We start from the raw sequence: 19,069 nt of genomic DNA, 5'->3' as shown, positions 1-19,069 counted from the left end.
AACCAACTAAAAGAGGACGAGATGGGAGAACAACTGAGAATCCCATCTAACAGCCCGTTTACGGGCGGCAAGTAGCAGTCCTTACGCAGTTGGCAGATCGTATTACGCGCTGTACGCGTCCGCGAGGAACAAAGGGCTATGCCCGCATAGTGACAACCACCAGCTTCGCTGGTGGATGTATTCATTGCGGTCATGTTCCCGGCTTCACCCAGCGGACGCGGAGGGTGTCCCCGTCCACCGAGAAGCCCACCTCCCAGCCGCCGAAGGCCATGCCGTACACCCGGCCCGGGTCGTGCTGATAGGAGGGCCTGGGGTCCCGGGAAAGTACCCCAATGAGAGCCCCCCGCTTGTCTTCCGGCACCTGGGCCAGCAGCTCAGGCGGGAAGTCCACCTCCAGTACCTTGCCCCCCACGTTGCCGGTAAAGCCGCCGGTGGCCTCCGGGCGGGAATCGGCGTAGGGCAGGTAGGGCTTGATGTCCAGAATGGGGGTGCCGTCCATGAGGTCGGCCCCCGACACCACCAGCACGGTGCCCAGTTTGGGGTCCTTTCTGATTTCCTCCAGCTTGACGCAGGACAGGCCGATGGCGTTGGGCCGGAAGGGGGAGCGGGTGGCGAACACCCCCATGCGGGTATTGCCCCCTAGCCGGGGGGGCCGCACCGTGGGGGACCACTTGTCCCGTACCGCCTCCGAAAACTGCCAGATGAGCCAGATGTGGGAAAACTCCTCCAGCCCCCGCAGGGCGTCCGGGTTGCGGTACGCGGGCTCAAAGACAATGGTGGCCTTCAACTCCTCCACCAGCCCGCTCTGCCGGGGGATGCCGAACTTGGTGGGGAAGTCGCTGCGAATACGGGCAATGATGTGCATGGGGATCATTTGGTCTCCTCCTGTGCCTTCTTCATGGCGGCGGCCACCGGCCGGGACGGGGTGGACCGGTTGTTGCGGGCCAGGATGGCGGCGATCTGGCCGCCCACCTGCTCCACCTCCGCCTTGAAGGTGGTGGCGGACAGGCGCAGGGCCCCGTGGCCCAGAATGATGAGCTGCTCGGCTCCGTCGGAGGTGGCCACCCGCACCTGGTGGTGCTTGCCGATCTCATAGGTGGCCCGCTCGATATAGGTGTCCGCCGTCTCCGCCTCTTTGGTATACACAACGTAAATATTGTGGTATTTGAATACATCCTGTACATTGCGGGGCACCTTGTAGGCGTCAAACACCAGGATAACCACGCATTTTTTGAACCCCTGGTAGTTGCTCAGCAGGTCCATCAACAGCTGCCGGGCGGCATCCAGATTGGTCTGGGCCACCGCCTTCAGCTCCTCCCAGGCGAAGATGATGTTGTAGCCGTCCACCAGCAGGTACTCCGGCCCCTTGTTCTGGGTCTGGACGTTGTACTTCCGGTCATCCAGACTGGTGCGGGCGGGCTTGGGCTGGGGACGGAAGGAATTGCGCTCCACCTTGCCGTAGGTGCGCTCGTAGATGGCCAATAGCTCCTTGTCCTGCTCCAGCGACAGGCCGGAGTCGTAACTCCTCCGCCGGGCCGGTGCGGCGGTCGCCTCAGGCTCCGGGGGCTCCGCCAGAGACAGGCCGCTGTCCACATGGGCCATCTCCTTCACCTGGTCCCACTTCACATTGTATCCCGCCCCGTGGGCGCAGAACACCGAGCCGGTGGGGTTGTCCACGTCCCGCTCCGGGTCGTAGCCCAGGGCTTCCACCACGGCCTGCTGGTCGTGGCAGGGGTAGTAGCCCTTCAGGGTGCAGCTCAGCTGCCCCATGCCTCTGGTGTAGGCGGCCACCTCGCTGCCGTAGTCCCGCAGCCCCGCCACCGGGGCGGAGCCGGTGAGGACGGTGAGCTCTCCCACCGTCTCCGGGGGTTGGCACTCGCCCCCCATCCGCTGGATGTCGGACAGGGCGCGGCCCACCTGGGCGGCGGGCACCTCCAGCCGGAAGGAATACCAGGGCTCCAGCAGAATAGGTTCTGCCTCCATCAGGCCCTGGCGCACCGCCCGGTAGGTGGCCTGCCGGAAGTCGCCCCCCTCGGTGTGCTTGAGATGGGCCCGACCGGCCAGCAGGGTGATTTTTACGTCCGTCAAAGGTGAGCCGGTGAGGACGCCGGGGTGGGCCCGTTCGGCCAGATGGGTGAGAATGAGCCGCTGCCAGTTGCCGTCCAGCATATCCTCCGGGCAGGCTGTGGCCAAAGTAAGGCCGCTGCCCCGCGCTCCCGGCTCCATCAATAGATGGACCTCGGCGTAGTGGCGGAGGGGCTCGTAGTGGCCCACGCCGATGACCGGCGCGGCGATGGTCTCCCGGTATACGATGCCCCCCTGGCCGAAGGACACGTCCATGTTGAACCGCTCCGCAATGAGCCGCTGCAAAATCTCCAGCTGGACCTGCCCCATGAGCTGGATGTGGATCTCCTTCAACCGCTCGCTCCACACCAGATGAAGCTGGGGGTCCTCCTCCTCCAGCTGGCGCAGCTTCCGCAGGGCGGTGACCGGGTCCTGCCCCTCGGGCAAGATCACCTGATAGGTGAGCACCGGTTCCAGGGCGGGGGGTGCTCCCTCCGCCTCAAAGCCCAACCCCTGCCCGGCGGCGGCAGCGGAAAGACCGGTGACCGCCACCACGGACCCCGCCGGGGCCGTGTCTATCGGCTGGAATTTTGCGCCGGAGTACACCCGCAGCTGGTCGGCCTTGTCGGTCCAGCCGGGGCCCTCCAGCACTGTCTTAACTTTCAGGCTGCCGCCGGTGACCTTCATCCAGGCCAGCCGGTTGTTCTGATTGTCCCGGGAGATCTTGAAGATACGGGCCCCGAAGTCGGTTCCGTACACCGGCCGGGGGGCGTAGTGCTCCAGGCCCCGGAGGAAGTCCTCCACTCCCTCCAGTTTCAGGGCAGAGCCAAACCAGCAGGGGAACAGCTTCCGCCGGGCCATAAGGGCGGTGAGGGCGGCGTCGGCAATGGTCCCCGTCTCCAGGTAGTCCTCCAGCAGGGACTCGTCGCACAGGGCGGCCTGCTCACAGAGGGCCTCCTGATCGGCCATATCCACGCAGCCCTCGTTCAGCTTGCTTTTCAGCTCCCCCAGCAGGGCGGCGCGGTCCGCCCCTGCCAGGTCCATCTTGTTCACAAAGAGGAAGGTGGGCACCTGGTAGCGCTCCAGCAGCTTCCACAGGGTATGGGTGTGGCCCTGGACCCCGTCAGCCCCGCTGACCACCAGAATGGCGCAGTCCAGCACCGACAGGGTGCGCTCCATCTCGGCGGAGAAATCCACGTGGCCGGGGGTGTCCAGCAGGGTGATCTCCAGCTGCTCCAGAGGGAGCACCGCCTGCTTGGAGAAAATGGTGATACCACGCTCCTTCTCCATGGGGTCGGTGTCCAGAAAGGCGTCCCCGTGGTCCACCCGGCCCAGCTTCTTCAATTTTCCGCAGGTGTAGAGCAGTCCCTCGCTGAGGGTGGTCTTGCCCGCGTCCACATGGGCCAGAATGCCCACGACCAGTTTTTCCATAGCTGCCGTCCTTTACGGTATGATATGATAGTATATCATGTCCCGGGGAACGGGGCAAATAAAAAGGGCCCCGAAGGGCCCTTGAAGACCGTCGAGAAAGTGGCAAAGCCACTTTCTCGAAAAGGCTGCAGCCCGCTGCGCGCAAACTCTGTCCGCTTACAGCGGGCAGACTTCACACTTGCGGGCTGAGAGGTGTTTTCGGCCACGCACATGTCGAGGCCGAAAACAGATTGGAAGTTTTTTCGCGCCTGCGGGCGCGAACTCTGCGAGGCTTCTTTAACAAACGGAAAGGGCCCCGAAGGGCCCTTAAAGGGATGTGGATCAGCCCTTGGCGCCGTCGCTCATGTAGGAGCCGTACAGCGGGGTGGGCAGGCCGAAGCCGCCGGCCACAGGCAGGATCTCGCCGGTGATGAAGGCGGCCCGGTCGCTGGCCAGGAAGGCAACAGCGTCGGCGATGTCCTCCGGACGGCCGGGGCGGTTGAGGGGGACGTTCTTCAGAAACAGGTCCAGGAAGGCCTGGGACATGTTGTTCAGAGCGGCGTCGGTGGCGGTGAAGCCGGGGAGCACCGCGTTGCACCGTACCCCCTGCCGGGCGTACTGCACGGCGATGTCCTTGGTGAGGAAGTGGATGGCGGCCTTGCTGACGCCGTAGGCGGTACGGCTCAGGTCGGGATAGATGCCGCCCACCGAGCCGATGTTGATGATGGAGCCGCCGCCGTTCTTGGCCATGAGGGGCACCGCCGCCTTGCTGGGCAGGTATACGCTCTTCAGGTTGGTGTTGACGATGCGGAAGAAGTCGTCGGTAGCGCCGTTCACCACGTCCAGGTCGGTCTTGACGTCGGTGGCGCCGAAGTTGTTGACCAGGATATCCAGCCGGCCCTCCTTCTTGGCCACCTCGTCCACCATGCCGGAGAAGCTCTCCTCGTTGGCGGCGTCAAAATAGACCACGCCGGCCCGTCCGCCGGCGGCGATGATCTCGTCGGCAATCTGCTGGCCGGCGTCCAGCCGGCGCACGCCCAGGTAGACGGTTGCGCCCTGGGCGGCCAGAGCCTTGGCGCAGGCCAGGCCGATGCCCCGAGTGGAGGAGGAGACCAGTGCGACCTTCTGTTCCAGTTCTTTCATGATGATTCTCCTTTTTAAACCATTCGGTATGATTATGATACTATGATGATAGCACCATGGCATCCATTTCGCAAGCATTATTTTTTGCCGGGGATGCAACAAAAACACCCTCTCAGGGATGTTAAGGGCAGAAAGGAGGGAGGACAATGGAAGATCAGACCGGCCTGAGACAGGCGGTGGAGGCCTACGGCGCCATGGTGTACCGCCTGGCTCTGGCTCAGACCCACAGCGGCCACGACGCCGACGATGTGTTTCAGGAGGTCTTCCTCCGCTACCTCCGTTCCGCCCCCGCCTTTCAGGAGGAGGAGCACCGGAAGGCCTGGCTGCTGCGGGTGACGGTGAATTGCTGCAAGAAGCTCCACCGCTCCTTCTGGCGGCGGAATACGGTGGCCCTGTCGGAGGCCATTCCCGCCCTCAGCCAGGAGGAGGGGGAACTGCTGGACCTGCTGGAGGGGCTGCCGGAGAAGTACCGGGCGGTGCTCCACCTCTACTACTACGAGGGCTACGCCACCGGGGAGATCGCGGACATCCTGGGCCGCAGTCCCAACACGGTGCGCAGCCAGCTTGCCCGGGGGCGGGCCCTGCTGCACGACGCATGGAAAGGAGCGGAAGAGCTATGACGGAAGAGAACTATCGCACCCTGTTTGACCGGGCCTCCCCCAGCCGGTCGCTGGTGGAGGACACCCTGGCGGCGGCGGAGGGACGGCGGCGGAGGGGCATCCCCGCCCGGCGGCTGGCGGCCGCCCTGGTGTGTCTGGCCCTGGTGCTGGGGGTGAGCAACTATCAGGCCCTGGCGGCGGGGTTCCAGAAGATGATCCGGTTTTTCGCCGGAGCCGGAGCGGCCGACGCTCCGGTCATGGTGGTGGAGCAGGCCGACCGGTGGACCGAGGGGGACTGGCTGTGCCAGCTGGACGGGGTGAGCCAGGGGGAATACCTGCTGCTGGAGCTCTACCTGGTGAGCCCGGAGTTGGAGGAGCATGAGCTGGCCACCCGGGAACTGCAGGTCTACGCCGACGGCGTCCCTCTGGAGCAGGGGGACCAGGTCTACTCCCAGTGGCTGCCCTATGACGGCTTTGTGCCCCAGGGGCAGAGTTGGAAAGCCCTGATCGGGCTGGACTGCGGGCCGGAGGTGGCCTGGCGGGAGGAGGGCTACCGCGCCCGGGTCCATATGCCATTTACCTACCGCCTGCCGGAGGACCGGCCCACTGAGCTGACCTATGAGCTGCTGGACCTGGAGGGGGGCGGCTCCCACACCGGCACCCTGACCCTCACTCCGGCGGAGACCCAGGCTGCCTGGTCGGACAGCCGGACCTTTTCTGAGGGCACCGTCACCGCCCTGGTCAGTGAGGACGGGCGGCAGCTGTCGGTGTACGCCCACCGGGAGGAGAACGACCAGGGCCAGACGCTGACGGGGGCTTCCCTCTTCCACCATCAGGTCACCTTCATCGGGGCCTCCGGGAAGCGCTACCCCGACGCGGGGGAGGGCTTCCGCAGCTTCACCTCCGGCCATGTGAACGTCCAGCTGGCCGCCGCCCCAGGCTGGGTGGAGGAGCCCATCGTGGCGGTGGAGATCGGCGCCATCCAGCTGGTCTACGAGCATGACTACTGGTGGGACGGCGTGGACGGGCAGATGGTCCGGGGCCAGGACGACGTGACCTACGGCGACCTGGACTGGGTCATTTCCCTGGAGTAACCAAAAACCGGAGGACCGCTTTTGCGGTCCTCCGGTTTTTCTTTGTTATTCCGGCTGATAAGGGGTGAGCAGCCAGCCCGTCATGGGGGGCAGGGACACCGGCCCGGCAGGCAGCTCCCGGCCGGTCATCCAGTCCACCGCCGGCCAGGGCAGGTCGATGCGCTCCGAGTCCTTGTTCACGTTGACGGCGGCCAGCACCGGCTCTCCCTCTCCCTCCCGCAGGAAGGAGAGCAGCTTGCCTTCGGCCGTCCACCACCGGATGCTCCCCCGCCGCAGGGCGGGCAGCTCCCTGCGGGCCCTGCCCAGCTTGGCGTACCAGCGGCGGAGCACGTCATCCGCCATCTCCCAGCGGTAGGTCCGCCGGTTGAAGGGGTCCTCAAAGCCCTCGATGCCCGCCTCGTCCCCGTAATAGATCATGGGGGAACCGGGGAAAGCGAAGAGCACCAGGGCCCCCAGCATCAGCTTGGACCGGCCCAGCAGGTACTGCTCCGGGGTGAGGAAGTAGGAGGCCCGCCAGTCCTTGTCGTGGTCCTGACCGTCCCCGCCGTAGCCCAGCAGGGTGAGGATGCGGGGGGTGTCGTGGGTGCCCAGAAAGTTCATGGCGGAGTGGAAAGCGAAGGGGGGATAGTTCTCCCGGATGGTCTCCATGGTGTTTTTGAATCCGGCGGCGTCTCCGCCCATAAGGTAGCCCAGCAGGCTGTTGCGGAAGGGGTAGTTCATCAGCCCGTCGCAGTGGCCCCCCAGGATGTGCTTGCGGCGGACGCCGTAGGCCATTTTGGTGGAGCCGTCCTCCCACACCTCGCCGATGACCACGGCGTTGGGGTCGGTCTCCCGCACCGCCTGGTGGATGCCGTGAACAAAGTCGTCGGGGAGCTCATCGGCTACGTCCAGCCGCCAGGCGTCGGCACCCGCCCGCAGCCAGCGGCGGACGATGCTGTTCTCGTCCCCGAAGATATAGTCCCGGTAGGAGGGTTCCCCCTCGTTGACGGCGGGCAGGGAGTAGATCCCCCACCAGGAGTCGTACTTGTCCGGCCAGTGGGAGAAATTATACCACTTGTAGTAGGGGCTGTCCTGGGATTGGCAGGCCCCGTTCTCCGGGTAGGAACCGTCCCCGTTGAAGTAGCGGCTCACATAGCCCTGATGGTTGAACACGCCGTCCAGCATGATGCGGATGCCCAGCTTGTGGGCGGCGTCGCACAGGGCCCGAAAATCCTCCTCGGTGCCCAGCATGGGGTCGATCTTCTCATAGTCGCCGGTGCCGTAGCGGTGGTTCTCCGGGGCCTCAAAGACGGGGCAGAAGTAGAGGGTCTCCACCCCCAGGCTGTGGAGGTAGGGCAGCTTCTCCATGACCCCCTTCAGATCGCCGCCGAAGAAGTCCCGGTTGCGCACCTCACCGTTGGCGTCGGGCCGGTACTGCGGTTCCTCCCACCAGCTGGTGTGGACGGTGCGTCCCCCCGGCATGCCGGTGGGGTCGGGCACTCTGGTGCGGCGGAAGCGGTCGGGGAAGATCTGATAGGTGACCCCCTCCCCAAACCAGCCGGGTACCACATCGGTGCCGTCGTACACCGTCAGCTGATAGGGCCCCAGCTCCTCCTGGCGGCCGTCCAGGCCGGACAAGCGGAAGGAGTACCACACCAGGCCTACATGGTCCCCGGTGTCCAGGGTGACCCGGAGCACGTCCCGGTCGCCGTCGATGCCGTCCCAGGCCATGGGCAGCTCCAGCCGCCGCTCCTGGGAGGACTCAAAGTAGGCGATGAGCACCGCCTGGGAAAAGCCCTCCGTCCGGAGGGGGCGCAGGGCGAGAGACACCTGAGTGCCCGAGGGCACCGCGCCATAGGGCTGTTTATACCGGCTGTCCCGGCTGTCAAAGGTCATTGCATCCAGCAAAGAAAAGACTCCCTTCAGCGGATCAAGGTATTTTCGGTTCCCACGGACTCCATGGTATGCTCGCTGCCGAAGTAGTAGTTGACGATCTCCCCGGCGGCACTGGCCAGGTTGGCACCGGAGGCGCCTCCCTCCACCACCATGGAGATGACGATCTCGGGATCGTCGTAGGGGGCAAAGAGGACGAACACGGCGTTGGCGTTTTCATCGGCGGACACCTGGGCGGAGCCGGTCTTGGCACCCACCTCCACCGCCAGATTGCTCAGGTACTGGTCCACGGTGCTCTCCTCGTCGTTGGCTACCTTCCACATGCCCTCCTTCACCGCCTCCACCCAGGCGGGGTTCAGGTCCAGCTGCTCCACCGGCTGGGCCTCATACTCATATACCGTCTCGGAGTAGTCACTGGACTTCACCGTCTTGAGCAGGTGGGTCTCATACCGGCTGCCTCCGTTGATGAGGGTGGCAATGTAGTTGGACAGCTGGATCATGGTGATGTTGGTGTTATCCTGGCCGATGGCGGCGTTGAGCAGGTTGCCGCCGTACCACTCCTGGCCCAGCATCTTGCTGGTCTCGGGGCCGGCCACATAGCCCTCCTCCTCGCCCAGCTCCAGGCCGGTCTTCTGGCCCAGGCCGAACATGGCGGCGTATTCGTCGATCTTCTCAATGCCCAGCCGGTGGCCCAGGGTGAAGAAGTAGATGTTGCAGGAGTCCCGCAGGGCGTCGGCCATGTTTTCCCAGCCGTGGGTGCCCCGGTACTGGCGGTAGATCCAGCACTGGGGATGGGAGTCGCCGTAGGGATAGTGTTCCTCCTCGGGCAGCTGCAGCGAGCCGGTGTCCTCAATCTTCTCGGTGGGGGTGGTAAGCCCCTCCTGAAGGGCGGCAATGGCCACCAGGGGCTTGAAGGTGGAGCCAGGGGAGTAGAGCTCACGGGTGGCCCGGTTGGTAAAGGGCTTCAGCGGGTTGTTGGCCACCTCGTTATAGGCCTCGTTGCTGCTGTACACCTTGGTCAGGTCGTAGGTGGGGTAGGAGGCCATGGCCAGAATGCCGCCGTCGTTGACGCTCTGTACCACCACGGCGCCCTTCTCCTTGGTGTTGGCCAGGCCTTCAATGGTATCGGCCAGTACCTGTTCCACCTTCTCCTGGAGCCGCAGGTCCAGGGTGGTCATGACGTTGTAGCCTGGTTCGGGCTCCATGGGCTCGCCGGTCTCGCTGTCCAGCTTCCAGCTCTCGCTGACCACCTTGCCGCTGGTGGACATCTCCTGGATCAGGGTGCCCGACTTGCCCCGCAGGTAGTCCTCAAAGGCGTATTCCAGCCCGTCGATGCCCACCTTCTCGTTCATGTTATAGCCCTTGGCCTTGTAAGCGTCCTGGTTTGCGGCCTGAATGGCGCCTACCCGGCCCAGCAGATGGGCGGCACTGGTGGTGTTGTACTGCCGGACGGTGGTGGCCGAGATGTTGACGCCGGTGAGGCTGTGCTCCTTGATGGCGGAGATCACGTCGATATCCACGTCCTGGGCAAAAATATACTCGGTCCGCTTCACGTCCCGGCTGCGGAGGTTGAGCTCGTAGAGTACCCCGATGAGGGCACGGGCGTCGGCGTCGGACACGGACTCGTCAATGAGGAAATACTGCCGCAGGCCGTCAATGACCTCCTGGGCGGTCAGTCCCTCCCCCAGGGCCTCCAGGCTGGCGGCAGCCTCCAGATCCTCGGTGCGCCAGCGGTCGGGCAGGATCTTTTCGCCCAGGGGCAGTGCGTCCAGCAGGGCCCCCAGGTAGGTGAAGGCCACCTTGCCCTCGCTGGTGGTGTAGGCCAGGGGGGTCTCGCTGGTATAGGTAAAGGGGGCCTCCTTGGAGATGGGCAGGGTGTCTTCCCACTCCAGGCCGTTGGCCTGACAGATGTGGATGAGATCGAGCAGATTGGCGTTGCGCTGGGCCTCGGCGCCCATGACGGAGGAGTTGAGGGTGATCTCATAGGTGGCTCGGTTGCTCACCAGGGAGCGTCCGTACCGGTCCACCAGCTCACCCCGGGCGGCCTCCACCGTCACGGTGTTGGAGATCTTCATGGCGGAGGCGGCCCGGTATTCGTCCACCTTGACCACCTGCAGGTGGTAGAGGTTGCCGATAAAGGCCGCCAGCAGCACGAAGAGCAGCAGCGCTACCACGATGGTTCGGATGTGAAATTGCTTGCCTTCCACAGGTTCAGGTCTCCTTCCGGGGTCAGGGGGTGAGTGCTACACTGTCTTTGTGATAGAAGTTGGCCAGGGCCTGGTTGACCCAGACCTCCGGGTCCTCATGCATATCGCCGTTGTAAATCAGCTCGTGGAGCTTCCAGGACACGTCCAGGGGCTCCAGCCGAACATCGGTAACAGAGGGGTCCTGGAGCACCGACAGCCGGTCGGACTGCTGCTGCCAGTAGGATTCCGCCGAGCCGTCGGCCAGGGCGGACAGCGCCCGTCCGGCAGTGCTCTGGTCATAGTAGCGGTAGTGGACGGTGGTGAACGCCAGCAGCAGAAGCAGCACCGGTACCGCCGCCCACAGCATACGGGGGATTTTTTCTGCCGCCGGCAGCCGGGGGAGCACTGCCCGCCGGGCCCAGCCCAGCCAGTACCACAGGTTGGCGATCACCAGCCAGAAAAAGGAATAAAACACGATGCTTCGCAGCCGCTCCGGTCCGGCCTCCCCCAGGGCGTAAAAGTGGGGGGCATTCTGGGCGGCAAAGAGCAGGAAGCTGAACAGAGTAAACAGCGGGGGCAGAGGGAAACGGAAACCGGTTTTCCCGGTCAGTCCCCACAGCAGCGGGATCATCAGGAAAAAGCTCAGCAGGATGGGCCAGCTGAACCATTCCAGCAGATCGGCCCAGGCCTGCTCAATGGAATGGAGCACCGCGTCTACCGCGCCGATGGGGGGCGCGGCCATGCCCTGCCGCACCTGGTTGCCGGGGGCCACCACACTGATCAGAAAGGCGGCGACCAGTACCGCCGTGGGGAGCAGGGCGGGCAGAGCCTTCTTCCGCTCCCGCCACAGGAAATACAGCAGGAAGAGGCCGCACACCAGGGTAGCCAGCAGGGCGGAGACGTAATTGCTCCCCCCTACCAGCAGGGCACACAGAGTACCGGGCAGTACCGCCCACAGGGTCTGCCGCAGGGTTTGGGCCAGCTTGAGGGCCACCAGCCGCTCCACCAGCAGCAGCATAATGCCGTAGGTAAAGGTGTAGTACACCGCTCCGTTCCACCAGTAGAAGGTGTCCTTGGGGGAGACCACGAACTGGATGGACAGCAGCAGAATGGGGACGGCCAGAAAAATCGTCTGCCGCCAGGTGCCGCCCAGGACCCGGCGGACCAGGGTGTCCGCCAGCTTGAAGGTACCGGCGCACAGGGAGGCCAGCATCACCACCGGGGTGATCCAGTAGAGGTACTCCGAAAAGGTGAGGGGGGTGAGGGACATCAGGCCGATGGCGGTGAAGGTCCCCTGCCAGCCCTTGTAGTAGCTCCACATGGCGTGCCAGCTGCCGCTGAGCAGGCACTCCCCGTTCAGCGTGGCCTCATGGGGCAGCAGGGCGTAGCTGTAGTCGTCGGCGGAGGGCCAGCCGTACCGCCCCAGCAGCAGCACGGGGATCAGGCTGACCGCCAGCAGGACCAGCAGCAGCCAGGGCCCGTATTTTTTCCACACACGTATGCTTTGTTCCATTGTTCTCTCTCTTTTCCTACAAAACCGTCTTTTTCGGCACCCGGCGGAAGACCCACAGGAAGAGGGCGTACACCGGGAAAACGAATACCATGGACCAGGCGATCTCCCGCCCGGCCAGACTGAGCAGGGCGGGCAGGGCCGCCTTGCCGCCGATGAGCCACACCAGCACCCGGGCCCCGTCAATGCACAGCAGGGCCAGCAGGGAGCACAGCAGGCAGCCTAGCAGATTCTGCCGCAGCACATACTGGGCCAGGGCCCCCGCGCCTACGCCCAGCAGGCACAGGCCTACCGTCATGGCGCCGTCGGGGTTGAAGTACACCGCGTCGCATAATATGCCTACCCCCAGGCCGAAGCCGGCTCCGGCCACGGTGCCCTCCAGCACCGCCACGGCCACGGCGGCCAGGGGCAGCAGCATGGGGGACACGCCGAACAGGGGATAGCGGTTGAGCAGGTAGACCTCACAGAACCACACCGGCAGCAGCGCCAGGGCGTACACGCCCCACTTGATCAAAAAATCCCGTCTCGTCACAGGATGGGTTCCTCCTTCACAGGGAAGGCCGGCAGGCGTCCGGCCCTTACTCGACTATGGTGAAGTCCTTGATGACAAAGACCTGCTGCAGGTTGTCCAGATCGGTCTCGGGCACGATGACCGCGTAGTCGGTCATACCGGAGGCGTCGGTGCGTACCTCCTCTACGTGGCCGGCCACCAGCCCGGAGGGGTATATGCCGCCCCGGCCCGAGGTAGTCACCAGATCGCCCGACATGAGCTGGCTGTTTTCCGGCAGGTAGGTCAGCTTCAGCTTGCCCTGCTCCATCAGGGCCAGATCGCCCTCCAGAATGGCGGCGCCGCCGGTGCGCACCAGCTGGCCGCCCAGCTCCACGTTGGCGTCAATGAGGGTGCGCACGGTGCACCAGTTCTCCCCCACCTCGGCCACCACGCCCACCAGGTTCCAGTACTCGTCCACCACGCAGTTGTCCACCGCGATGCCCTGATTGGTGCCCTTGCTGAGGGTGAGGGTGGACTCCCAGTTGGAGGTGGTGCGGGCGGTGACCATGGCGGCCTCCTTGGTGAACTGCTTATCCTTGGGGGTGAGCTCCAGCAGGTTGTACAGCCGCTTGTTCTCCTGGATGGCGGACTCGTACTCCCGCTCCTTGGCCTTCAGCTCGGCGTTCTCCTGCTTGAGGGCCTCCAGCTCCTCCTTCATCTGCTCCAGCTCAAAGGCGTCGGAGTAGCGCTCCTCCGCCCAGTTGGTGACGGCACTGATGCCGTTGCGCACCGGGGTGGTGATGATGCCCACCAGATTGGCCAGTGGGTTGGCCTTCCCCCCCAGCAGCATGGAGACCACCGCCGTCACCAGGGCCAGCAGGATGGCGGCGATGAGGATCAGGATTCCATTGTGCCGGAAAAAGTCTTTCACGCCTGTGTCCAGCCTCTCTTTCTTACTTGCCCGCCGCCAGGGCCATGCAGTCCACGCCCAGCTGGCTGAGGATGCGCCCCAGACGGCACACCGGCAGACCCATTACGTTGTAATAGTCCCCGGAAATGCCCTCGATGAACAGGGCGCCGTAGCCCTGGATGCCGTAGGCCCCCGCCTTGTCCATGGGCTCCCCGGTGGCGATATAGTGCTCGATCTCCTCCGCCGCCAGGGGGCGGAAGGTGACTGCCGTCTCCTCCCACAGGCTGTGGCACTGCTCCCCGTAAAGCACGGTGAGACCGGTATATACCTGGTGGCGGCAGCCCGACAGGATGGAGAGCATCCGGAAGGCCTCCTCCTTATCGGCGGGCTTGCCCAGCACCGCCCCGTCCAGGGCCACCACCGTGTCGGCGGCAATGACCACCGCGTCGGGGCCCACCTGGGCGGCCACCGCCCGGGCCTTCTCCTCCGAGATCTGCCGCACCAGCTCCGCCGGGGGCAGGTCCCGGTCCATATGCTCGTCAATGTCGGGGGTGATGATACGGAAGTCCCGCACCCCCATCTGCTCCAGCAGCTCCCGTCGCCGGGGGCTTTTGGAGGCCAGAATGATATCCATGTGAGTTTCGTTCCTTTCCATTATTGCCCGGTGGACCCAAAGCCGCCGGCCCCACGGCCGGTGTCGTCCAGCTCCTCCACCCGCTCCAGCTCCGGCAGGACCACGGGTGTGACCACCAGCTGGGCGATGCGGTCGCCGGGGTGGATGGTGTAGGGCACGTCGGACAGATTGGTGAGCCCCACCATGATCTCCCCCCGGTAGTCGCTGTCAACCACGCCCACCCCGTTGGACAGGGTGACGCCGTGTTTGATGCCCAGCCCCGAGCGGGCGTACACCAGGGCCACATACTCCGGCCCCGGCAGGGCGATGGCAATGCCGGTGGGAATTTTCACCAGCTGCCGGGGGGCAATGATGATATCCTCCTGGATACAGGCGGACAGATCCATGCCGGCGGAGCCTTCGGTGGCCCGCTGGGGCCAGGGCAGGTCCCGGCCGATCCTGGGGGATACCGCTTTGATTTTCAGCTTCATCTATGGTTACTCCACATCTCGATAGTAAAGACCCCGAGTGTACTCGTTGGGGCTCCAGTTTCCCTGGTCCAGATAGCGCTGGGCTACCTGGACGCACTCCCGGGGATTTTCGGTGGTGAACATCAGCCGCTGGGCCCACAGGCCGATGCGGCGGTAGTCGGCGGCCTTGTCCGCCAGGAAGAGCTTTTGGGAGTTGAGCAGCTCATTGCGGCAGCCGGGGGCCTTGACCACCGGGAACCGGGCCCCCTTCCGGTCGGTCAGAATGTTGGTGTTCTGACAGTTGCAGGAGCCGGTGCGGTTTTTGATGATGCAGTTCTCCATGATCATCAGGGGCAGCCGGCCGTAGGTGATGAGCTCGGTATTCAGACTCTTGGACAGGTCCCGGATCTGGGGGAACTTCAGCTCAAAGGACAGGGTGAGGGAGGCAAAGCCCAGACGCTTATATTCTTTCACCGCCTGAGCATTATAGACCTCCATGCCGAAATCTCCCCGCAGGGTGAAGCCCAGATCTTTGGCCACCGGGATCATGCCCAGGTTGCCCACCAGGGCGTCCTGTACCCCCAGGTCCTTCACCTTCTTCAGGTTCTCCACCATCTGGGGGAACTCCCGGTCCCAGGCAATGCGGGGCAGAATGACGCCGATGGACGTGCCCGCCGGGGCCTGGGCCTTCTCCGGGTGGGCGGCCAGTTCCTCCAGGGGGATGTACACCATGGCAGGGCCCAGGTCCAGCAATTCCTTGGTAACCTGCTCCGCTGTCCGCACTGAGATGGTGAGGACGGGGGCCTCCCGCCGGTTCTCATACCGGGCGCCGGGATGGTACTGGCCGGTACGGCGGCGGGGCAGCTGCTCCCGCTGCTTTGTCAGCTGGTCCAGAGCCTCCCGCCGCAGGGCGTTGAGGGTGGACAGGGGGAGGGACAGGCCGTCCTCCACCAGCACCCGCATCCGGTCAGCCCGGTAGGGGGTGCCGCCGGTACGGGCCAGCTGCTTTTCCACCGCGTCCGCCGTCAGGGGACGGGTGCGGGCCTCCTCGGGCACCGGCCCCTCCACCGTGGCCACCCGGTCGTCGGGGTCCTTGACCCCCACGTGGGCGGGCTCGCCGGGGCGGAGCATGGCGTAGAAGGTAATTGGCACCCGCTGGGCCTCTCCGCTCTGGTAGGTGTTGCGGGCCATGGCGAAGAGCTCCTTGGGCTCTTTCGTCTCCTCCCGCACGCCGAACATGTGGCTCCCCTGCCGGTCCAGATAGTAGCCCTGGGTGAAGCCCTGGCGGGAGAAGGCGGCCTGGAGCTGGTTGACCTCCTCGGGGGTGGGCTCCCGGTCCTCATGGATGGCCCGGGAGTAGATGCCGGTGACCACCGCCACATATTCGGGCCGCTTCATGCGGCCCTCCAGCTTGACGCACTTTACCCCCATCTTCCGCAGGTCCCGCAGGTAGCCCGCCAGAGACAGGTCCTTCAGGGACAGGGGATAGGAGTCCGCCTTGCCCTCCCAGCCGTACTTCAGCCGGCAGGGCTGGGCGCACAGGCCCCGGTTGCCAGAGCGGCCCCCGATGACGGAGGACAGGAAGCACTGGCCGGAATAGCACATGCACAGGGCCCCGTGGGCGAACACCTCGATCTCGATGGGGGAATTCTGGCAGATATATTCGATCTGGTCCCGGGACAGCTCCCGGGAGAGCACCGCCCGGGTCATACCCAGGTCGGCCGCCATCTTGACGCCGTCCAGGTTGTGGACGGTCATCTGGGTGGAGGCGTGGACGGGCAGGTCGGGGGCCACCTGGCGGACCATCCGCAGTACCCCCATGTCCTGCACCAGCACCGCGTCGGCCCCCAGACTGCTGGCCTCCAGCGCAAAGTCAGCGGCCTGGGGCAGCTCCCGGTCGGTGAGCAGGGTGTTCAGGGTGAGATACACCTTGGCGCCCCGCACATGGCAATAAGAAACCGCCGCCGCAAATTCCTCCCGGGAGAAATTCTTCGCGTTGCGGCGGGCATTAAAATCTCCGTATCCCAAATAGACGGCGTCCGCGCCGTTCTGAACAGCCGCCGCCACGGCCTCCATGGACCCGGCGGGGGCGAGCAGTTCCAACATACGATCCCTCCCGGAGCAGGGGGGCATGGCGCCCCCCGTTTCCTTACTTCTTGTTCTGCAGCTTGAAGATCTCCCGCTTGGCCTCGGAGAGCTCCAGCTTCATCTTGGTGGCCTCCTCCAGATATTCCTTCAGCTGGCGGCGCAGGTTCTCCGCCGCCTCCACCTCTTTAAAATATTCGTCGGCAATATTCACCGCCGCCAGGACGGCACCGTCCACCAGAGAGACGCGGGCGCCTTCCATGACCTCCCGCACCTTTTCGTCCACGTGGGCTGCCACCTTCTCGGTATAGCCGGCGTCCTCGGTGCCAACCAGGGTGTATTCCTGCCCGGCAATGGTAACGGCGACGCGGTTTTTCATGCAAACCCCTCCTGACCATAATTAGATATGTTATTATATCACATCCCGTCCTGGAAGAAAAACAAATTCTTCGTTAATTTTCGAGCTGGCCCAAAGCTCCGGCGGAAATATCTGCTCCGGGATTGTACCGCCCCCCGGGTATGTGGTATGATAACAGGTACGATATCACAGAGAGGGGGATGCCCTATGCCGGAGCTGCTGCTGCCGGGCAATATCATATCCATGGACGCCCGGGCGGCCGACCGGCTCACCGCCTGCGGCAACGGGGACGCCGCCCTGCTCTACCTGTGGCTGCTCCGCCACGGGGGAGAGCTGGACCCGGCCCAGGCCCGGAAGGGGCTCAAGTGGGACGGCCAGCGGCTGGAGGAGGCCTCCGCCGCCCTGGTGAATCTGGGCCTGTCCGACGGTAAGGCCCGGGAGGAGGCCGCCCCTATCCCCGCCCCCCAGGGCCCTCCCGACTATACCGCCGCCGACATCACCCGGGAGATCGAGGACGCCACCTCCACCTTCCCCGGCCTGGTGAACGAGGTCCAGCGGCGGCTGGGCAAGGTGCTGTCCACCTCCGACCTCAAGAGCCTGTACACTCTGTATGACTATTTAGCCCTCCCTGCCGAGGTGATCTGCCTGCTGGTGAGCTGGTGCGTGGAGGAGTTTGAACGGAAATACGGCGCGGGCCAGCGGCCCCGCATGTCCCAGGTACTGAAGGAGGGCTTTGCCTGGAAGCGGCTGGGGGTGGATACCGCTCAGGCCGCTGACGCCCACTTAAAGCGCAAGAGCCTCTACCGCACCCGGGAGGGGGCCATTCTCCAGCTGCTGGGCCTCAAGCCCCGGCCTCTGGTGGAGAAGGAGAAGAAGAAGGTGGCCGCCTGGACTGACATGGGCTTCCCCGACGAGGTGCTGCGGCTGGCCTACGAAAAGACAGTGTACAAGAAGCAGCAGATGGACTGGGACTACATGAACGGTATCCTGCTGGGCTGGCACAAGAAGAACCTACACACCCTGGCGGAGATCGAGGCGGGGGACAAGCCCGCCCGGACGGCCCAGACTGCCGGCTCCGCCGGCGGCAGCAGACCCGCCATGCAGGACCACCCCGCCGCCCCCGGCGAGGTGGACCGGCGGGTGCGGGAGGATCTGGAACGCATGCGGGAGTTTCTCCGGCAGGAGAAGGAACGGGACAAGGAGGGATAAGCCATGGGATACGAGGCCAGCGTGCTGAGTCGGGCCACCCGGCGGCTGGAGGAGGAGCGCCGCCGGCGGGAGGAGGCCCTTGCCCGCCGCAAGGAGGAGATCTATGCCCAGCTGCCCCGGCTCCGGGAGATCGACCGGGAGCTGAAAGGGACGGTGTATCAGATCATCGCCTCCTCCCTGCGGGAGGGCCGGGACCCGGCCCCCTCCATCCAGGTCATCAAGGACCACAACCTGTCCCTCCAGGCCGAGCGTACCCATCTGCTCCTTCAGAACGGCTGGGGGGCCGACGCTCTGGACGAGCAGCCCGCCTGCCCCAAGTGCAACGACACCGGCTGGGTGGGAGCCCGTATGTGCACCTGCCTGAAAAAACTGTGCGGCGAGGAGCAGATCAAGGAGCTGTCCAAGCTGCTGGACCTGGGGGAGCAGTCCTTTGAGACCTTCTCCATGGACTACTATTCCCCCTTGGCCTGGCCGGGGGAGGAGATCTCCCCCCGGGAGAACATGGAGTTCATCTTCGATATGTGCTCCAACTACGCCCGGAAGTTCGGCCGGTTCAGGCTGCGCAACCTGTTTCTTTCGGGCCCGCCGGGGCTGGGCAAGACCTTCCTGTCCGCCTGCATCGCCCGCACCGTGTCGGAAAACGGCTTCTCCGTGGTGTACGACACGGCGGTCAACGTGTTTGCCCGGTTTGAGGAGCAGAAGTTCGCCCGGGACCGGCTGGACGCCGAGGAGGCCAAGGACGAGACCAAGCGGTACCTGGGCTGCGACCTGCTGATCCTGGACGATCTGGGCAGCGAGCTCACCACACCCTTCGTCCAGTCCGCCCTGTACACCCTGGTCAATGCCCGGCTCATGGCCAACAAGCAGACGGTGATCTCCTCCAACCTGACCATGGCCCAGGTGCGCCAGCGCTACACGCCCCAGATCTCCTCCCGGCTGGAGGGGGAGTACCGGGTGCTTCCCTTCTACGGCGAGGACATCCGGCTCCAGCGCAAGAAGCAGCTGTGACCTGCAATATCAAAAAAGCCTGCTGCACACGCAGCAGGCTTTTTTCGC

Annotated in this window: 16 protein-coding genes; 4 read left to right on the top strand and 12 right to left on the bottom strand. The window is 64.8% G+C overall.

The window, feature by feature from the left end; translation table 11 throughout:
• Positions 1-190 precede the first annotated feature (190 nt).
• The 3 genes from tsaA to B5G34_RS10890 form a co-directional block, all read right to left on the bottom strand.
• Positions 191-874 carry a tRNA (N6-threonylcarbamoyladenosine(37)-N6)-methyltransferase TrmO gene (gene tsaA, locus B5G34_RS10900; protein WP_087337146.1) on the bottom strand — a complete coding sequence of 228 codons (684 nt, stop codon included), beginning with the start codon at positions 872-874 and terminating at the stop codon, positions 191-193.
• Positions 871-3,495 (bottom strand): TetM/TetW/TetO/TetS family tetracycline resistance ribosomal protection protein, encoded by a 2,625-nt coding sequence (locus B5G34_RS10895; protein ID WP_087337142.1) that lies wholly within the window; start codon positions 3,493-3,495, stop codon positions 871-873. Before B5G34_RS10895 ends, tsaA begins: the two co-directional genes overlap by 4 nt.
• A 321-nt stretch (positions 3,496-3,816) precedes the next feature.
• Positions 3,817-4,617 (bottom strand): SDR family NAD(P)-dependent oxidoreductase, encoded by an 801-nt coding sequence (locus tag B5G34_RS10890; RefSeq protein WP_087337140.1) that lies wholly within the window; start codon positions 4,615-4,617, stop codon positions 3,817-3,819.
• A 146-nt stretch (positions 4,618-4,763) separates the two neighbouring features.
• Between B5G34_RS10890 and B5G34_RS10885 the strand changes: the two genes are divergently transcribed.
• Together B5G34_RS10885 and B5G34_RS10880 are read left to right on the top strand one after the other, a co-directional pair.
• The gene (locus B5G34_RS10885) at positions 4,764-5,237 is read left to right on the top strand and encodes an RNA polymerase sigma factor (RefSeq protein WP_087337138.1); all 474 of its coding nucleotides are present in this window, start codon (positions 4,764-4,766) and stop codon (positions 5,235-5,237) included.
• Positions 5,234-6,310 (top strand): hypothetical protein, encoded by a 1,077-nt coding sequence (locus B5G34_RS10880; protein WP_087337135.1) that lies wholly within the window; start codon positions 5,234-5,236, stop codon positions 6,308-6,310. Before B5G34_RS10885 ends, B5G34_RS10880 begins: the two co-directional genes overlap by 4 nt.
• Before the next feature lie 45 nt (positions 6,311-6,355).
• Here the strand turns inward: B5G34_RS10880 and B5G34_RS10875 are convergent, their stop codons facing one another.
• The 9 genes from B5G34_RS10875 to B5G34_RS10835 are packed head-to-tail and all read right to left on the bottom strand — an operon-like array spanning position 6,356 to position 16,825.
• A complete protein-coding gene (locus tag B5G34_RS10875) occupies positions 6,356-8,197 on the bottom strand; it encodes a glycoside hydrolase family 13 protein (RefSeq protein ID WP_087337132.1) in 1,842 nt (613 codons plus the stop codon).
• Positions 8,198-8,211: 14 nt separating this feature from the next.
• Complete coding sequence (locus B5G34_RS10870) at positions 8,212-10,389, bottom strand: penicillin-binding transpeptidase domain-containing protein (protein ID WP_087337129.1); 2,178 nt, start codon at positions 10,387-10,389, stop codon at positions 8,212-8,214.
• Positions 10,390-10,411: 22 nt separating this feature from the next.
• Positions 10,412-11,881 carry a DUF6056 family protein gene (locus B5G34_RS10865; RefSeq protein ID WP_087337126.1) on the bottom strand — a complete coding sequence of 490 codons (1,470 nt, stop codon included), beginning with the start codon at positions 11,879-11,881 and terminating at the stop codon, positions 10,412-10,414.
• 16 nt (positions 11,882-11,897) lie between these two features.
• The gene (locus tag B5G34_RS10860) at positions 11,898-12,410 is read right to left on the bottom strand and encodes a rod shape-determining protein MreD (protein ID WP_087337123.1); all 513 of its coding nucleotides are present in this window, start codon (positions 12,408-12,410) and stop codon (positions 11,898-11,900) included.
• 46 nt (positions 12,411-12,456) lie between these two features.
• The gene (mreC, locus tag B5G34_RS10855) at positions 12,457-13,299 is read right to left on the bottom strand and encodes a rod shape-determining protein MreC (RefSeq protein ID WP_087337120.1); all 843 of its coding nucleotides are present in this window, start codon (positions 13,297-13,299) and stop codon (positions 12,457-12,459) included.
• Between the two features lie 22 nt (positions 13,300-13,321).
• A complete protein-coding gene (locus B5G34_RS10850; protein ID WP_087337117.1) occupies positions 13,322-13,912 on the bottom strand; it encodes a Maf family protein in 591 nt (196 codons plus the stop codon).
• Positions 13,913-13,932: 20 nt separating this feature from the next.
• The gene (gene dut / locus B5G34_RS10845; RefSeq protein ID WP_087337114.1) at positions 13,933-14,382 is read right to left on the bottom strand and encodes a dUTP diphosphatase; all 450 of its coding nucleotides are present in this window, start codon (positions 14,380-14,382) and stop codon (positions 13,933-13,935) included.
• A gap of 6 nt (positions 14,383-14,388) precedes the next feature.
• Positions 14,389-16,467 (bottom strand): U32 family peptidase, encoded by a 2,079-nt coding sequence (locus B5G34_RS10840; RefSeq protein ID WP_087337111.1) that lies wholly within the window; start codon positions 16,465-16,467, stop codon positions 14,389-14,391.
• 43 nt (positions 16,468-16,510) lie between these two features.
• On the bottom strand, positions 16,511-16,825 hold the full coding sequence (locus B5G34_RS10835) for a cell division protein ZapA (protein WP_087337108.1): 315 nt from the start codon (positions 16,823-16,825) through the stop codon (positions 16,511-16,513).
• 186 nt (positions 16,826-17,011) lie between these two features.
• Between B5G34_RS10835 and B5G34_RS10830 the strand changes: the two genes are divergently transcribed.
• Both B5G34_RS10830 and B5G34_RS10825 read left to right on the top strand, forming a co-directional pair.
• Entirely contained in the window at positions 17,012-18,013 is a 1,002-nt protein-coding gene (locus tag B5G34_RS10830) for a DnaD domain protein (RefSeq protein WP_087337105.1), read from the top strand.
• Between the two features lie 3 nt (positions 18,014-18,016).
• Positions 18,017-19,021, top strand: coding sequence for an ATP-binding protein (locus B5G34_RS10825; RefSeq protein ID WP_087337102.1), 1,005 nt, complete (start codon positions 18,017-18,019; stop codon positions 19,019-19,021).
• Positions 19,022-19,069 lie beyond the last annotated feature (48 nt).

It is taken from the genome of Flavonifractor sp. An82, assembly GCF_002159265.1.
Lineage (GTDB): Bacteria > Bacillota > Clostridia > Oscillospirales > Oscillospiraceae > Flavonifractor.
Note: the sequence above shows the minus strand (reverse complement) of the source record. Positions and strands in the feature narration are given on the sequence as shown.

What these genes read in the sequence shown, in the direction of transcription:
- tsaA (WP_087337146.1), bottom strand. Translation starts at nt 874, where the DNA reads ATGATCCCCATGCACATCATTGCCCGTATTCGCAGCGACTTCCCCACC.
- B5G34_RS10895 (WP_087337142.1), bottom strand. Translation starts at nt 3,495, where the DNA reads ATGGAAAAACTGGTCGTGGGCATTCTGGCCCATGTGGACGCGGGCAAG.
- B5G34_RS10890 (WP_087337140.1), bottom strand. Translation starts at nt 4,617, where the DNA reads ATGAAAGAACTGGAACAGAAGGTCGCACTGGTCTCCTCCTCCACTCGG.
- B5G34_RS10885 (WP_087337138.1), top strand. Translation starts at nt 4,764, where the DNA reads ATGGAAGATCAGACCGGCCTGAGACAGGCGGTGGAGGCCTACGGCGCC.
- B5G34_RS10880 (WP_087337135.1), top strand. Translation starts at nt 5,234, where the DNA reads ATGACGGAAGAGAACTATCGCACCCTGTTTGACCGGGCCTCCCCCAGC.
- B5G34_RS10865 (WP_087337126.1), bottom strand. Translation starts at nt 11,881, where the DNA reads ATGGAACAAAGCATACGTGTGTGGAAAAAATACGGGCCCTGGCTGCTG.
- B5G34_RS10850 (WP_087337117.1), bottom strand. Translation starts at nt 13,912, where the DNA reads ATGGATATCATTCTGGCCTCCAAAAGCCCCCGGCGACGGGAGCTGCTG.
- dut (WP_087337114.1), bottom strand. Translation starts at nt 14,382, where the DNA reads ATGAAGCTGAAAATCAAAGCGGTATCCCCCAGGATCGGCCGGGACCTG.
- B5G34_RS10840 (WP_087337111.1), bottom strand. Translation starts at nt 16,467, where the DNA reads ATGTTGGAACTGCTCGCCCCCGCCGGGTCCATGGAGGCCGTGGCGGCG.
- B5G34_RS10835 (WP_087337108.1), bottom strand. Translation starts at nt 16,825, where the DNA reads ATGAAAAACCGCGTCGCCGTTACCATTGCCGGGCAGGAATACACCCTG.
- B5G34_RS10830 (WP_087337105.1), top strand. Translation starts at nt 17,012, where the DNA reads ATGCCGGAGCTGCTGCTGCCGGGCAATATCATATCCATGGACGCCCGG.
- B5G34_RS10825 (WP_087337102.1), top strand. Translation starts at nt 18,017, where the DNA reads ATGGGATACGAGGCCAGCGTGCTGAGTCGGGCCACCCGGCGGCTGGAG.